Raw genomic sequence first — 14,791 nt, forward strand, 5'->3', positions numbered from 1 at the left:
TAAGGATATTAAAAATGAAAATAATAGATTTTAACAATATTTATGTAAGTTATGAAGTAAATCCTGTTTTAGAAAATATAAATCTAGAGATAGAAGAAGGTCAACATTGGGCAATATTAGGCTCAAATGGAAGTGGGAAATCAACTTTAATTAAACTTCTTTCAAATGATTTATACCCAAATACAAAATACAAATTTAAAAAACTAATTTTTGGTAAAGAGAGATGGAGTATCTTTGATTTAAAGAAAAATCTTGGAATTATCACAAATGATTTACATAACTATTTTGAAAAACATGGAAATTTTTTAACTGCCTATGAAGTTGTATTAAGTGGTTATTATAGTTCAATTGGAGTATTTAAACATCAAGATTTTACTAAAACTCAACACAAAAAAGCTTTAGAGGTTTTAGAATTCCTTGAGATTTCACACATAAAAGATAAAAAAGTACATCAAATGAGTACAGGTCAATTAAGACGATGTATCATTGGACGTGCATTAATCCATGAACCTAAAGCTTTTATTTTGGATGAACCTACTGTTGGTCTTGATATAAAAGCACAAAACTCATTTTTACAAATAATTAGGAAACTTTCATCAAAAGCTTCAATTATATTAGTTACTCATCATATAGAAGAGATTTTTTCTGAAATTTCCCATATTGCAATGCTTTATAATAAAACAATTTTCAAACAAGGTGAAAAAAAAGAGATTTTAAATTCAGATAATTTGTCTAAAATCTTTGAATCAAAAATCATTTTAGAAGAGGAAAATCAGCGATACTACATAAAATCAATTGAATAATATACACACTTTCCTTGCATTAAGAAAGTAAATATGATACAATTTTCTATGATTTAATCTAAAATAAAGAAAAGGAGAGATTATGAGTAATTCACCTGATATACTAAATAACCCAAATAATCCCCTTTATAATTTAGAAGAAAATGAGATTTATTCATTAAAAGAAGCAAAAGAGTTAATAGAATTAGAAAAGTTTTCTTTTGTTTTATTTACTTTATGGGATTGTGTAATTGTTAATCTTCAAAGAAGAATTGAATTTTTTGGAATTAAAAATCTTGAAAATATATTGATAGAATCTGACCAATATAATTCCCAATCATCAAAATTAAAAGAAAGATGGTTAAAAATTAATGAATACAATCTAATTGATTATGCAAAAAAACTAGGAATAATAAACCATGTAACACATGATCTAATCACAACTTTATTTTGGATGAAAAGTGAATTTAATGAAAACAATGAATCAAAAATCTCAAAAGATGAATTATATTCATTAATCTTTTTACTGGAAAAAAATCTATTTGAAAAAGAATTTAAAATTGATAAAAGAGATAATCAAGAACTAAAAGATAGAAGAAAAAATGAGATTACAGGTAGAAGAAGAGATGATAAAATAGAAAGCGATAATAATATTTCATCAACCCATCAAAAACTTTTAATACAATCTGGTGTAAAACTATTTGAAAAAAATTTAAACCCTAATGATAAAGATGATAAACTTTTGAGCACATATATCTAACACTAAGGTTTAAATTTGCAAAAATATATTTTAGATAAAGGGTTTTCTTATAAACTTTTTATGCTTTTAGCTTTTGGTATCTTCGCCCTTGTTATGTATCAAGGGCATATAAAAAATGGTGCTATTTATTCAATTTTATTTTTTGGGGCATTGGCACTTTGTGCTTTTCAAATTGCTTCTGCTATATATGTTACTTTTGTAAAAAGAAGTGTTGAGTTACATATTGATGAAAAAAACATTTCATGGGAAATATTTGATAATAAAAAACTTATTAGCAAAAAAGATATAACTAGAGAGCAGATAAAAGAAGTAAAAACAGAAATAAACTATTTAACAGGTAACTTTTATTCAAGCTTTACTGTAACTTTTATTTTAAATAATGATGAAGAGATAGTTTTAACAGATGGTATTTTTTATGATTTCGGTTTAAAAAAAGCAGAAGACTTATGTAGATTTTTACTTGATAATGAGATTGGTCATGAACAAGATGTAAAATTTGCAAAAATAGTAAAAGAGAAAAATGTAGACATAACAAAAGAGAATTTCAAATTTACAAAAAAAGATGGAAAGTCTTATTATTATGGTTTTATATCAAAAAACAAAAAAGAGTTTTTATCTTTAAGACTTCAAATTGAAGCTAGATACACTGATTATAAAAAAATTATCAAAAATGCAAACAATGAATATTTAGTAGAAAATCACGATAAAAAAGATAGTTTTATCTATCTAAGGTCAAATGCAATTGGTTTATTTATTGAACTTTACAATGTCCCTAAAATTGAAGAATTTAAAACGTTAAAAGAGATGGGGCATAGAAAGAAGATTGGATTTTAATCCAATCAAACTTTCAAATCAACCACCTGTTTCGTAAAAAGCCCTTGAAGAAGTTTCATTCCCTTCTTCATCTGCCCATTTATTTTTTTCAGGTTTATTTGCTAACACATCTTTTAAAATTGCTGCTGCTTTATCTATATCATTTGATTGAATAGCTTCTTTAATACTTTGAGCATCTTCAAAATATAAACATGGGATTAAAACCCCACTTGCAGTTAATCTAATTCTATTGCATGTTGCACAAAAATCATCTTTATGAGGTTCAATAATACCAAATACATACCCATCTTCTAATTGATAATTTTGAGAAGGAGAGCTCCCTTCCCTTTCTATCATCTTGAAATTGTATTTTTCTCTTATTATTGCTTGAATCTCTTCTGAATTTAAACCCATAGCTGTGTCTTTTGCATGTTGGTTTTCCATATATTCAATATATCTAATTGGATAACCTTTTTCTTTACAGAAGTCCATAATTTCAACTAGTTCACCATCATTTATCCCTTTCATAGGGACACAATTAACTTTTACCTTTAAACCAGCATCTGAAGCTGCTTGAATACCTTTTAAAACAGTTTTTAAAACATCCTTTTGTGCAATTTTAGCTGCAACCTCATCATTTAAAGAATCTAAAGATACATTTATTCTTTTTAAACCTGCATCTGCTAGTTTTTGTGCAGCTTTAGGTAATAAATATGCATTTGTTGTAAGGGCTAAATCAATATCACTTTTATAATCAGCAATCATTTTTACAAAATTTTCAAGCCCTTCCCTTAAAAGCGGTTCTCCACCTGTGATTCTAACTTTTCGAATACCTTCATCTATTGAAACTTTTACAAATTTAAATAAATCTTCATATGATAATAAATTCTCTCTAGGTACCCAAGAAAATGGTTTTTCAGGCATACAATATTGACATCTAAAATTACATCGTTCTGTAACAGAAACCCTTAGATAATCAACTTTTCTACCATGTCCATCAATTAACATAACATCCTACTTATTTTTTAAAATTTAGGTAGCTTATTATAAATTAGCTTAAATCTAGAATATGTATAAATTTTATCCTAAGTGTTAATGTTTATACTACTTTTATAAGTTATAATTCCATCAAAAAAGATATGACATGAGTAAAGTATATTTAACAGGTGCAGGACCTGGTGATGTTGAACTATTAACAATAAAAGCATTAAAGTCGATTCAAAAAGCTGATGTAATAATTTATGATAGACTAGCAAACCCTGAAATTTTAAAAGAAGCAAAAAAAGATACAGAACTTATTTTTGTAGGAAAAGAAAAAGGAAACCATCGAATTCCCCAGAATGAGATAAATGAACTAATTTTCCAATGTGCATTAAAATATGAAACAGTTGTAAGACTTAAAGGAGGCGATCCTTTTGTATTTGGAAGAGGTGGAGAAGAAGCTCTTTATTTAAAAGAAAGAGGAATTAAATTTGAGATAATTCCTGGGGTAACTTCAGCAATATCTGTTCCAGCGTATGCAGGAATTCCTGTTACTAATAGAGGGGTTACTCCATCATTTAGAGTTGTAACAGGACATAGAAAATCTAGTGATAATATTGCAAATATTAATTGGAAATCTTTTATTGAAGATGAAACAATTGTTTTTTTAATGGGACTTCACAATATTGCACTTATCGTTTCAAAACTTTTAGAAGTTGGAAAAGGGGAAGATTACCCGTGTGCAATTATTTCAAATGGAACTACAAAAAAACAAAAAGTTGTAACAGGGACACTAAAAGATATAGTTGAAAAATCTAAAGATGCAGTAAGCCCAGCTATTATTGTTGTAGGTGAAGTAGTAAAATTAAGGGAAGAGTTAAAGTGGTTTGATTAAACTACTTCTTCCCTGAATCAAAATATTCTTAAACTTTTTTATCTAATAGAGTGGAAAATAAAAACTTAACACTCTTGAATATCAACACAATTATATAAGATATCTCTTTTTTTACACACATTTAGAAGCAATAAATGTGATATTATTAAAAAATTCAAAAAAATTTTTAATTTTTCTATGTACAATTTTTTCTGCACAAATCACTAAAATTTTATTATCATTCATTTTTAATAATACTAGGAAACAAGCCATAAATATAGCTTTTTAAGCCTTTTGAAACATTTTATAATAAATTATTCTCATCTAAATAAAAATTATAAATTGCATATAAATTATACATATATTGTAATAAAAGTTACTATTTTATGTAATATAATCACAAATGCTACTTGATTGCTACTTATAGTTTCTATAATGGTAATCCAAATCTATAATAAGGAAAAAAATATGAAATTACTAAAAACTGCCTCTTTAAGTCTTGCTGCCTTAGCAATGACAGCTACAGTATCTATGGCTGATACTTTAGAAACTACAAAGAAAAATGGTGTTCTAAGTTGTGGTCTAAATACTGGACTTCCTGGGTTTGCTTCTCCTGATTCAAACGGAGTTTGGAAAGGTTTAGATGTTGATATGTGTAGAGCAGTTGCCGCTGCTGTATTAGGTGATGCGTCAAAAGTTAAATATGCTCATTTAAATGCAAAAGAGAGATTTACTGCATTATCAAGTGGTGAAGTTGACGTTTTAGCAAGAAATACAACATGGACTGCTACAAGAGATACATCATTAGGTTTAAATTTCACAGGGGTAAACTATTATGATGGTCAAGGTTTTTTAGTAAAAAAAGATTTAGGAGTAAAATCAGCTAAAGAATTAGATGGAGCTACTTTTTGTATCCAAGCAGGTACTACAACAGAGCTTAACTTAACTGATTACTTCAAAGCAAATAAAATGGAGTATAAACCAATCACTTATGATACATCTGCACAAACTGTTGAAGGTTTTGCTGCTGGAAGATGTGATGCTTTAACTTCAGATGCTTCTCAATTATATGGATTAAGAACAACTTTAAAAGATCCTGATTCTGCAGTGGTATTACCTGAAATTATCTCTAAAGAGCCTTTAGGACCAGTTGTAAGACAAGGTGATGACAAATGGTTTAATATTGTTAAATGGACTCACATTGCAATGTTAAATGCGGAAGAATTAGGTGTAACATCTGCAAATGTTGATGAAATGTTAAAATCTCCAAACCCATCAATTAAAAGATTACTAGGTGAATCAGGAGATATTGGTAAAAACTTAGGTTTAGATCCAAAATGGGCATATAACATTATCAAACAAGTAGGTAACTATGGTGAAGCATTCGAAAGAAATGTTGGTATGGGTTCTCCTCTTAAAATTTCAAGAGGCTTAAATGCTTTATGGAAAGATGGTGGTTTACAATATGGAGCACCAATTAGATAATTTAAATTTGATTAAATTTAATTCAAAAGGGGGAGAATTACTTCCCCTTTTTTTGTGGGAAGTAAAACTTCCAAACAATTAAAAAACATGATCCTTTTTAAGGATTGTTTTAAGGTTGAAAAATGACAAAACATAAAAAAAAGCCACAAGCTAATGTAGCTTTTTATAATAACCCTGAAAAAAGGGCCATAATTTATCAGATTTTAGCACTAGCTGGTATCTTTATATTTACATATTTTGTTTTAAATAATATGTTTATAAACATTGAAAAACGTGGGATTAATACAGGATTTGATTTCTTAGGAAGCGAAGCTGGATTTGGTATTATTCAATCATTAATAGAATATGATGAATCCAACTCACATGGAAGAGTTTTCCTTGTTGGACTTTTAAATACAGTTTTAGTATCTGCAATTAGTATATTTTTTGCTACATTAATTGGATTACTAGTTGGTATTGGAAGACTTTCAAAAAACTGGATGATTTCAAAATTATCTATGGTTTATGTTGAAACTTTTAGAAATATTCCTATTTTATTGCAAATACTGTTTTGGTATAATGTTGTATTAGCCTCACTACCTAGTCCACGACAATCATTTTCTTATTTTGATACAATTTTCTTCAACAATAGAGGATTATATATTCCAAGTCCTGTTTTAGAGAGTGGATTTATTTCTGTAGTTATTGCATTTGTTTTAGCAATAGTTGGAGTTTTTTATCTTTCACGTTGGTCAAAGAAAAGACACGATGAAACGGGTGAAGAGTTTCCACTTATTACAACCTCAATTGCAATTTTAATACTTGCACCAACAATTGTATTTTTTGTTAGTGGTATGCCTGCAACTTTAGATTATCCAGCACTTAAAGGATTTAACTTTAGAGGTGGATGGACTATGATTCCAGAACTTCTTGCTTTAGCATTTGCCTTAAGTATTTATACTGCAACATATATTGCTGAAGCTGTTCGTGCTGGTATTGAAGCTGTACCAAAAGGACAAAAAGAAGCTGCAGCATCTTTAGGGTTAAAGGATAGTGTAATCTTAAAAAAAGTTGTTTTACCTCAAGCTCTTAGAGTTATTATTCCGCCAGTTATTAATCAATATCTAAACTTAACAAAAAACTCGTCACTTGCAACAGCAATTGGTTATCCAGAGTTAGTAACTATTTTTGCTGGAACATCACTAAACCAAGTTGGACAAGCAATTGAGATTATATTGATGACAATGGCAGTATATTTAACATTAAGTATTATCATTTCTATGGTGATGAACTACTTTAATGAAAAAATGAAGATAAAGGAGAGATAATATGGCTATTTATGGGAAAAAAGAAGCTAGACCTGCTCCTGCTGGGACAAAAGGATTAGTCCATTGGTTAAAAGAGAATTTATTTTCAGATATAACAAGTTCAATTTTAACAATTATATCTCTTTATGTTCTTTATTTAGTTTTACCACCACTATTAAATTGGTTAATTTTTGATGCCACATGGAGTGGAACGAAAGAGCAGATTACAGGTGATGGTGCAAGATGGATTTTTATTTATGAAAAATTCAATCAATTTATATATGGTTTTTATCCAGAAGATCAATACTGGAGACCAAATTTAATCTTAGTCTTATTTTTTGTATCTATTTTTACATTTAAAAAAATGCCAACAATGTTAAAATTTGCAGTTATTGCACTTTTCCCTATTGTTTCATTTTTCTTAATCTATGGGGGATTAGGATTAGAAGTAATTCCTACAACTAAATGGGGTGGACTTTTACTTACTATTGTAGTTGCTTCTGTTGGTATTGTTGCGTCTTTCCCTATTGGTATTTTGTTTGCACTAGGTAGACAATCTAAAATGCCAATTATTAGAACAATATCTATTATGTATATTGAGTTTATTAGAGGGGTACCTTTAATTACTTTATTATTTATGTCTTCGGTAATTTTACCTTTATTTTTCCCAGAGGGGATGGATTTTGATAAATTGCTTAGAGCACTTATTGGTATTACGCTTTTCCAAGCAGCATATATCGCTGAAGTTGTAAGGGGTGGTTTACAAGCAATTCCAAAAGGACAATATGAAGCAGCTGATTCAATGGCACTATCATATTGGCAATCAATGGGATTAATTATTTTACCACAAGCACTTAAAATCTCAATTCCAAATATAGTTGGTGCTTTTATTTCATTGTTTAAAGATACAACACTAGTATTAATTATTGGATTATTTGACCTTCTTGCAATGGTTACATTAACTACAACTGATGCAAATTGGTTAGGATTTGAAACAGAGGGTTATGTATTTATAACCTTTGTATATTGGGTGATTTGTTTTAGCATGTCTAAATATGCAAAATCAATTGAAGATAAATTTAATACAAACCATAGATAAGAATAGGATAGATAATGAGTACAGAATATATGATTGAAATGAATGATGTTAACAAATGGTATGGAGATTTTCACGTACTAAAAGATGTTAATTTAAAAGTAAAAAAAGGTGAAAGAGTTGTTATTTGTGGACCATCTGGTTCTGGTAAGTCTACAACTATTAGATGTATCAATAGACTTGAACCTTTCCAAGAGGGTGAGATTTTTGTAAAAGGTTTACAATTAACAGAAGATGTAAAAAGAATTAGAGAAGTTAGAAAACATGTTGGTATGGTATTTCAACACTTTAATCTATTCCCTCATCTTTCTATCTTAGAGAACCTTGTTTTAGCTCCAACTTGGGTATCTAAGGTTCCTAGAAAAAAAGCAATTGAAACTGCAATGCATTATCTAGAAAGAGTAAAAATTGCAGACCAAGCAGATAAATATCCAAATCAATTATCAGGTGGTCAACAACAAAGGGTAGCAATTGCTAGATGTCTTTGTTCAAATCCTGATATTATGTTATTTGATGAACCAACTGCAGCACTAGACCCAGAAATGATTGGGGAAGTTTTGGATGTTATGACAGAATTAGCTGAAGATGGTATTACAATGGTTTGTGTAACTCACGAAATGGGATTTGCCAAAAAAGTTGCAGATAGAGTAATATTTATGGATGCTGGGCAAATTGTTGAAGAGAATGAACCAATCGAATTCTTTGAAAACCCACAATCTGATAGATTAAAAATGTTCTTAGAACAAATATTAGATCACTAAACTTAAGAAGCCTTTAGCTTCTTAAGTATAATATTATTTAGAGATTAAACTTTCCATAAAAAAGGCACACCATGTTTAATACAATTAATAAAAAATTTCTATTAGCATTTGGGGTTACTATACTTATATTAATGACTATATTTGCAGTTATTTTAATTAATCTAGTAAATAAAAATCTTATCTTAGAACTTGAAAAAAATCTTCAAACTCAGACACAAAGTTATTATAAAACAGTAGAGTTATATAATGATACATTAGAAAAAAATTCAATTACATTAATAAATATTTTTGAAAAATCCTTTAGAAAACTACAAATTAAAGGTGATTTAACTACAAAGATTAATGGCGTAGCTGTTAAAAATATCTATAATGGTTTTGCTAGTTTAAATAACAACTTTCATCCTGTAGATTTATTTACAGAACAAACTCAAGCGGTAGCTTCTGTGTATGTAAAAGAAAATGACTCATTTATAAGTGTTACTTCATCTTTAATAAGAAAAAATGGAGAAAGAGACCTTTTACATAAAATCACCCCTGATAGTAAAATATACAAAAGCCTTGAAAAAAATGAAAAATATATCTCTTTGGAAAATTTTGAAGGGGAGAGTTATATCTCAGCATATAAACCTATTGAACAAAAAGGTGAGATTGTAGGTGCATTATTTGTTGGATACAAATTTACCGATGGGTTAATAGCTGTAGAGAAAAAACTAAAAGAGGTTGTTATTGGAAAAACTGGTTTTATTTATATCTTAGATGAAAAAGGTAAATTAATAGTCCACAAAACATTGGAAGGGAAAAATGTATCTAATTTCAAAGATAAAGATGGAAACTTTTATATAAAAGAGATTTTAGAAAAAAATGAGGGTGTAATTCACTACGATATGCTTGAAAATAACAAATCAAGGGAAAAGATTGCTGCTTTTAAAAAATATGATAAATGGGGTTGGACAATTGTACTTAGCTCATATGAAGATGAGTTTTTAGATATATCAAAAAAAGTTGGGAATCTATTTATTATAGGTTCAATAATTCTTACAATAATCTTTTTATCAATAGTATTTGTATTAGTAAACAAACTAATTGCAAATCCACTAGAAAAATTTGAAAGTGGACTTCTAAACTTTTTTAAATTTGTTAATAAAGAGTCAAAAGATGCTCAACTAATAGAGATTAATTCAAATGATGAAATTGGTACTATGGCAAAAGTTATAAATGAAAATATTAACTTTAGCAAAAAAGCTATAAATGAAGATATAGTCCTAATCAATGAGGTTAAAACTATTATTGAAGAGGTAAACAAAGGTTATTTAGATAAAAAAATAAATGCTACAACCTCTACAGAGATGTTAAATGAACTTAAAGATTTAATCAATGAGATGTTATCAAATCTTAAAAAATTTGTTGGTGATGACTTAAATACTTTGGTTGCAGTTTTAGATTCATATGGAAAAAGAGACTTTACAAAACAACTTGATAAAGATAAAGCTGGAATTATTGGTAAAGAGATAAGTAATATGAACAATATTATAACTCATATGTTAGTTGCAAGCCAAAATGACGGTATAACTTTAGAAAAAACTTCAAAAGAACTTTCAACTAATGTTAGTACCCTATCAGCAAATGCAACAAACCAAGCTGCATCTTTAGAAGAAGTAGCTGCATCTATTACAGAAGTTACTGAGAATATTAATAATACAAGTCAAAAAGCACAAAATATGTTTAATCTTTCTTCAACTACTAAAGAATCATCATCAAAGGGTAAAGAGTTAGCATCTAAAACGGTTAGTTCTATGGATGAGATAAATGAAAAAGTACAAACCATAAATGAATCTATTAATATTATTGACCAAATTGCATTTCAAACAAATATTTTATCTTTAAATGCAGCAGTTGAAGCAGCAACAGCAGGAGAAGCAGGAAAAGGTTTTGCAGTTGTTGCCCAAGAGGTTAGAAATCTTGCAGCTAGGTCAGCTGAAGCAGCAAGTGAGATTAAACAATTAGTAGAATCTGCTACAATTCAAACCCAAGAAGGGAAAACAATTAGTTCTAATATGATTAATGGTTTTGAAGAGTTAGAAGAGAAAATAAATGAAACAAATCAAATGATAAACGATGTAGCTTATGCTGCAAAAGAGCAAACAGAAGTTATGTTACATATTAGTAATACAATCAATAACTTAGATAAATTTACACAAGAAAATGCACAAGTTGCAGAAAAAACAAATGAGATAGCAAGAGATACAAATTCTATTGCATCAAAAGTTGTTCAAAATGCAAGTGAAAGTGATTTTATAGGTAAAAAATAGTTAAAAGTCATTTGACTTTTAACTACTTGCTAACCAAACTCCAATACCTATCATTAAAGTTCCAGCAATTTTATTTATTAATCTTACATTTGAACTATCTTGTAAAATTTTCCTTAGTGTACTTCCACCTGATGCATATATTATTAAACATAAAAATTCTAAAGTTAAAATCATAAGAATAAGTATTGGCAATTGAGATATCATAGGCAATGAATCATCAATAAAAGGTGGTAAAAGTGCAATAAAAAATGCCCAACCCTTAGGATTTGCAATAGCTGTAACAAACCCTTGCATTGCAAGAGATTTTTTTGAGATTTCAAAACTACAACTATTATCAAGTTTTAAAGCCATTTTTCCCTTTGACATCCACATTTGAATACCAAGATAGGCTAAATAAGCCCCTCCACCATATTTCAAAAAAAGAAATATAGTTGGATATTTTAACATTATAGTTGCAACACCAATAACAGAAGAAGTAGCTACTAAGCCTACTCCTAATAGTTCTCCATACATCATATAAAATGTTTTTTTTAATCCTATACTCATACCCATACTAAGGGCAAGTGTCATACACATTCCAGGAGTGATTGATACAAAAAAGAAAGTGGGAATAAAAACTAAAAGTAAAGTTATGTTTATTAAGTCCAAATATAATCCTTTAAAATTGGATTATATTTAAAAAAGTTAAAAAGGGGAAGGAAAATTCCCCTTTTTTTTCAATTTTATATTATTAAAATGTTACAGGCTCATATGGGATATCTAAACTTTTTGCCACTGCTTCATTTGTTAGTTTCCCATCATAAGTATTTAAACCATTTAGTAAATGTTTATCATCAGCTAAAGCTTTTTCCAAACCTTTATTAGCTATTGCTAATCCATGTCTTAATGTTGTTGCAGTTAAAGCTAAAGTAGAAGTTAATGAAACTGCCCCTGGCATATTTGCAACACAATAATGAACTACATCATTTACAACATATGTTGGATTATCATGGTATGTAGCTTTACTTGTTTCAAAACATCCACCTTGATCAATTGCAACATCAACAATAACTGAGTTTTTCTTCATAAGTTTTAAATCATCTTTAGAGATTAGTTTTGGAGCTGTTGCTCCTGGAATTAGAACTGCACCAATAACTAAATCAGCTTCACTAATTGCTTTAACAATATTTGTTCTATTTGAAAATAATGTAGTTACCTTCGAACCAAAAAGATCATCATAAAAAGCAAGTCTTGATGCACTAATATCTAAAACAGTAACATTAGCACCTAATCCAACTGCCATTTTACAAGCATTAAGTCCAACTATACCTCCACCGATTATTACAACATTTCCTCTTTTTACTCCTGGAACACCACCAAGTAATACACCTCTTCCACCAAAAGGTTTTTCTAAATATTTTGCACCCTCTTGAGTTGCAAGTCGCCCAGCTATTTCACTCATTGGTGTTAAACAAGGAAGTCCACCCTCTGAAGATGTAATTGTTTCATAAGCAACAGCTTTTACTTTTTTTTCTAAGAGCATTTGTGCTTGTGGTTTATCAGCAGCTATATGTAAATAAGTATATAAAATTTGTCCTTCATGGAAAAAGTCATACTCTTCAGGTAATGGTTCTTTAACTTTTACTATCATTTCACTATCATCAAAGATTTTTTGTTTATTCTCTTCAATAATAGCTCCAACTTTTTCATATTCACTATTTTCAAAACCAGCACCAACACCTGCATCTTTTTCTACAAATACTGTATGTCCTGCATTTACATATGCACTTACACAATCAGGAGTTAATCCAACTCTATATTCATGTACTTTGATTTCCTTGATTAAACCAATTTTCATTTAATTTCCTTTAAAAGATTTTAATTAAATTAAATTTTATCCCTTTTTTATTGAAAAAAAGTTTAATTATATTAAATAATTTAATTTTATTAAACTTAATATTAGTTTTGTTAAAATATCAATGTTTATTTATAAAAAGGTTAATAATGGAAAATGAATTTTTTGTAGGAACAAAGATAAAAGAGTTAAGAGTAAATCTTAATATGAGTGCAAAAGATTTAGCAAATAATGCACAAATTTCAGTTGGTATGTTATCACAATTAGAAAATGGTTCTACACAAGGTTCAGTTGAAACGCTCAGAAAAATTGCAAAGGTTTTAAATACAACATTAGCACAACTATTTGCAAATGAAGAGGAGATTACAAGTAAAGCTATAAATGATGAATCTTTTTATGTTGTAAGAAGTGAAAATAGAAAAAAAATCTCTTTTCCTGACCCCCCTTTACAATTGTGAACTTTTAGTTCCTGATTTGCAAGGTGATATTGAATTTGTATTGGTTAATCTTGAACCACAAAGAGTTACAGAGGATATAATTCCTCATACAAAAGGTGGTGAAGAGTGTAATTATGTTTTAAATGGTGAAATTGTAGTAACTTTAAATGATAAAGAATTTATTTTGTCTCAAGGGGATTGTATTAGATTTAATCCTGAAATACCACATAAAATAGAAAACAGAAGTAATAAAAAAGCTTCTTATATTTCGGCTATTACTCCTGTTTCATTCTAAACTATTTTAATAGCCATTTCCAAAATCTTACAATACAACAATCTTTTTTATTAAGCATCTCATATGCTTTTTCAATTGATTCAACTCTTTTTGCAGTAAAAAGAATAATTGCAACATTTAGTTTAACTAATTTCATTAGCTCAGCACTTGGATTTTCTAATATTTTTAGATTCTCCTCTAAAGTAATATTTTCATATTTTTCAGTATAGTTAATATCAAAATCAGCTAATTTTATAGGTTTTTCAACAATCTCCTCACCCTCTTTTATCCAATATTTTGAGTTTGAAAAAACTTCAGTTGAACCTTCACTCCCTTTTAAAATAAGAAGATTTTCATAGTTATGTCCAAATAATTTTATATATTTTTCTACATAAGGTCTATGAAAAGCAGAAGTTATAGCATATTTCGAGTTTGCAGGATTTAAAAGTTTTTCAACAGTGTTAAAAATAGTTCTCATATAAAGTTTTTTTCTTAACTGGGTTAAATTAGATAGCTCCTCAAAATACTCTTTTCTATCATAAAAAGCTATTATATTATCATCAAGTTCGATTGCTTGAGCTAACTCTTTTACAAAAAGTCCACTTTTTGCAGGTTGTAATTTATCTCCACTAATTACAAGTTTAAAAGGTTCAATCTCTTTATGTTGTTTAAAAAAATCATTTAAAACCGAACTAAATAAAGGGAATAAATAAGGTTGGTCTGTTTTCCCATCAAAAGAATAACCAAGTTCAACTGATTGAGGGATATCATCTTTCTTAATATATTTTTCACAAGCTTCTAGACAACCAGCTAATTCTTCATCACTCTCTAGTTTAACCCTCAAAAGCATTAAAAAAGCTGCTGCTTGTTCACTTTCACATTTATTTTGTAAGATTCCATCAATAGCTTCAATAATCTCTTCTTTAGTTAAATCACGATTTGATTTTGGGCCAGTACCCACTGCTTTAATATATTTGAAAAAGTTCATGCATGTATTCCTAAAATTAATAAATTGTGCCTATATTAGCATATTTTCACTTTCTAGTCTTAGAAATAGTTGTTAAAAAATCAACAAAAAAATAAGAGAGTCTTTTTATTT

The 14,791-nt window shown here is 28.5% G+C and carries 15 protein-coding genes; 11 read left to right on the plus strand and 4 right to left on the minus strand.

Annotated elements, in window-relative coordinates; genetic code table 11:
• Positions 1 to 14 precede the first annotated feature (14 nt).
• The 3 genes from FDK22_RS03685 (at position 15) to FDK22_RS03695 (ending at position 2,376) form a co-directional block, all read left to right on the plus strand.
• Positions 15 to 803: an ABC transporter ATP-binding protein gene (locus FDK22_RS03685; protein ID WP_138151537.1), complete on the plus strand. Its 789-nt coding sequence runs from the start codon at positions 15 to 17 to the stop codon at positions 801 to 803.
• A gap of 82 nt (positions 804 to 885) precedes the next feature.
• Positions 886 to 1,542 carry a hypothetical protein gene (locus tag FDK22_RS03690; protein ID WP_138151538.1) on the plus strand — a complete coding sequence of 219 codons (657 nt, stop codon included), beginning with the start codon at positions 886 to 888 and terminating at the stop codon, positions 1,540 to 1,542.
• 15 nt (positions 1,543 to 1,557) lie between these two features.
• Entirely contained in the window at positions 1,558 to 2,376 is an 819-nt protein-coding gene (locus FDK22_RS03695; RefSeq protein WP_138151539.1) for a hypothetical protein, read from the plus strand.
• A gap of 18 nt (positions 2,377 to 2,394) precedes the next feature.
• On the opposite strand, the gene moaA is transcribed toward FDK22_RS03695, so the two are convergent.
• Complete coding sequence (gene moaA / locus FDK22_RS03700) at positions 2,395 to 3,363, minus strand: GTP 3',8-cyclase MoaA (RefSeq protein WP_138151540.1); 969 nt, start codon at positions 3,361 to 3,363, stop codon at positions 2,395 to 2,397.
• A gap of 136 nt (positions 3,364 to 3,499) precedes the next feature.
• Here moaA and cobA point away from each other — a divergent pair, with 136 nt between their 5' ends.
• The 6 genes from cobA to FDK22_RS03730 all read left to right on the plus strand — a co-directional run bounded on the left by cobA (position 3,500) and on the right by FDK22_RS03730 (position 11,147).
• A complete protein-coding gene (cobA, locus tag FDK22_RS03705; protein ID WP_138151541.1) occupies positions 3,500 to 4,231 on the plus strand; it encodes a uroporphyrinogen-III C-methyltransferase in 732 nt (243 codons plus the stop codon).
• Positions 4,232 to 4,678: 447 nt separating this feature from the next.
• Positions 4,679 to 5,695, plus strand: coding sequence for an amino acid ABC transporter substrate-binding protein (locus tag FDK22_RS03710; protein WP_138151542.1), 1,017 nt, complete (start codon positions 4,679 to 4,681; stop codon positions 5,693 to 5,695).
• 122 nt (positions 5,696 to 5,817) lie between these two features.
• Entirely contained in the window at positions 5,818 to 7,002 is a 1,185-nt protein-coding gene (locus tag FDK22_RS03715; RefSeq protein ID WP_138151543.1) for an amino acid ABC transporter permease, read from the plus strand.
• 1 nt (position 7,003) lies between these two features.
• Entirely contained in the window at positions 7,004 to 8,080 is a 1,077-nt protein-coding gene (locus FDK22_RS03720; protein WP_138151544.1) for an amino acid ABC transporter permease, read from the plus strand.
• A 14-nt stretch (positions 8,081 to 8,094) separates the two neighbouring features.
• Positions 8,095 to 8,838 (plus strand): ATP-binding cassette domain-containing protein, encoded by a 744-nt coding sequence (locus FDK22_RS03725; protein WP_338078782.1) that lies wholly within the window; start codon positions 8,095 to 8,097, stop codon positions 8,836 to 8,838.
• Between the two features lie 71 nt (positions 8,839 to 8,909).
• On the plus strand, positions 8,910 to 11,147 hold the full coding sequence (locus tag FDK22_RS03730; protein ID WP_138151546.1) for a methyl-accepting chemotaxis protein: 2,238 nt from the start codon (positions 8,910 to 8,912) through the stop codon (positions 11,145 to 11,147).
• 18 nt (positions 11,148 to 11,165) lie between these two features.
• On the opposite strand, the gene FDK22_RS03735 is transcribed toward FDK22_RS03730, so the two are convergent.
• Together FDK22_RS03735 and ald are read right to left on the minus strand one after the other, a co-directional pair.
• Positions 11,166 to 11,795 carry a LysE family translocator gene (locus FDK22_RS03735; RefSeq protein WP_228711622.1) on the minus strand — a complete coding sequence of 210 codons (630 nt, stop codon included), beginning with the start codon at positions 11,793 to 11,795 and terminating at the stop codon, positions 11,166 to 11,168.
• 82 nt (positions 11,796 to 11,877) lie between these two features.
• Positions 11,878 to 12,984, minus strand: coding sequence for an alanine dehydrogenase (ald, locus tag FDK22_RS03740; protein WP_138151547.1), 1,107 nt, complete (start codon positions 12,982 to 12,984; stop codon positions 11,878 to 11,880).
• Positions 12,985 to 13,130: 146 nt separating this feature from the next.
• Between ald and FDK22_RS03745 the strand changes: the two genes are divergently transcribed.
• Positions 13,131 to 13,439 (plus strand): helix-turn-helix domain-containing protein, encoded by a 309-nt coding sequence (locus tag FDK22_RS03745; protein ID WP_138151548.1) that lies wholly within the window; start codon positions 13,131 to 13,133, stop codon positions 13,437 to 13,439.
• Positions 13,440 to 13,479: 40 nt separating this feature from the next.
• Positions 13,480 to 13,713, plus strand: coding sequence for a cupin domain-containing protein (locus FDK22_RS03750; protein WP_171012908.1), 234 nt, complete (start codon positions 13,480 to 13,482; stop codon positions 13,711 to 13,713).
• Position 13,714: 1 nt separating this feature from the next.
• On the opposite strand, the gene FDK22_RS03755 is transcribed toward FDK22_RS03750, so the two are convergent.
• Positions 13,715 to 14,680, minus strand: coding sequence for a glycosyl transferase (locus tag FDK22_RS03755; protein WP_138151550.1), 966 nt, complete (start codon positions 14,678 to 14,680; stop codon positions 13,715 to 13,717).
• Positions 14,681 to 14,791: the final 111 nt, after the last annotated feature.

The sequence above is a fragment of the Arcobacter arenosus genome, from assembly GCF_005771535.1.
GTDB lineage: Bacteria > Campylobacterota > Campylobacteria > Campylobacterales > Arcobacteraceae > Halarcobacter > Halarcobacter arenosus.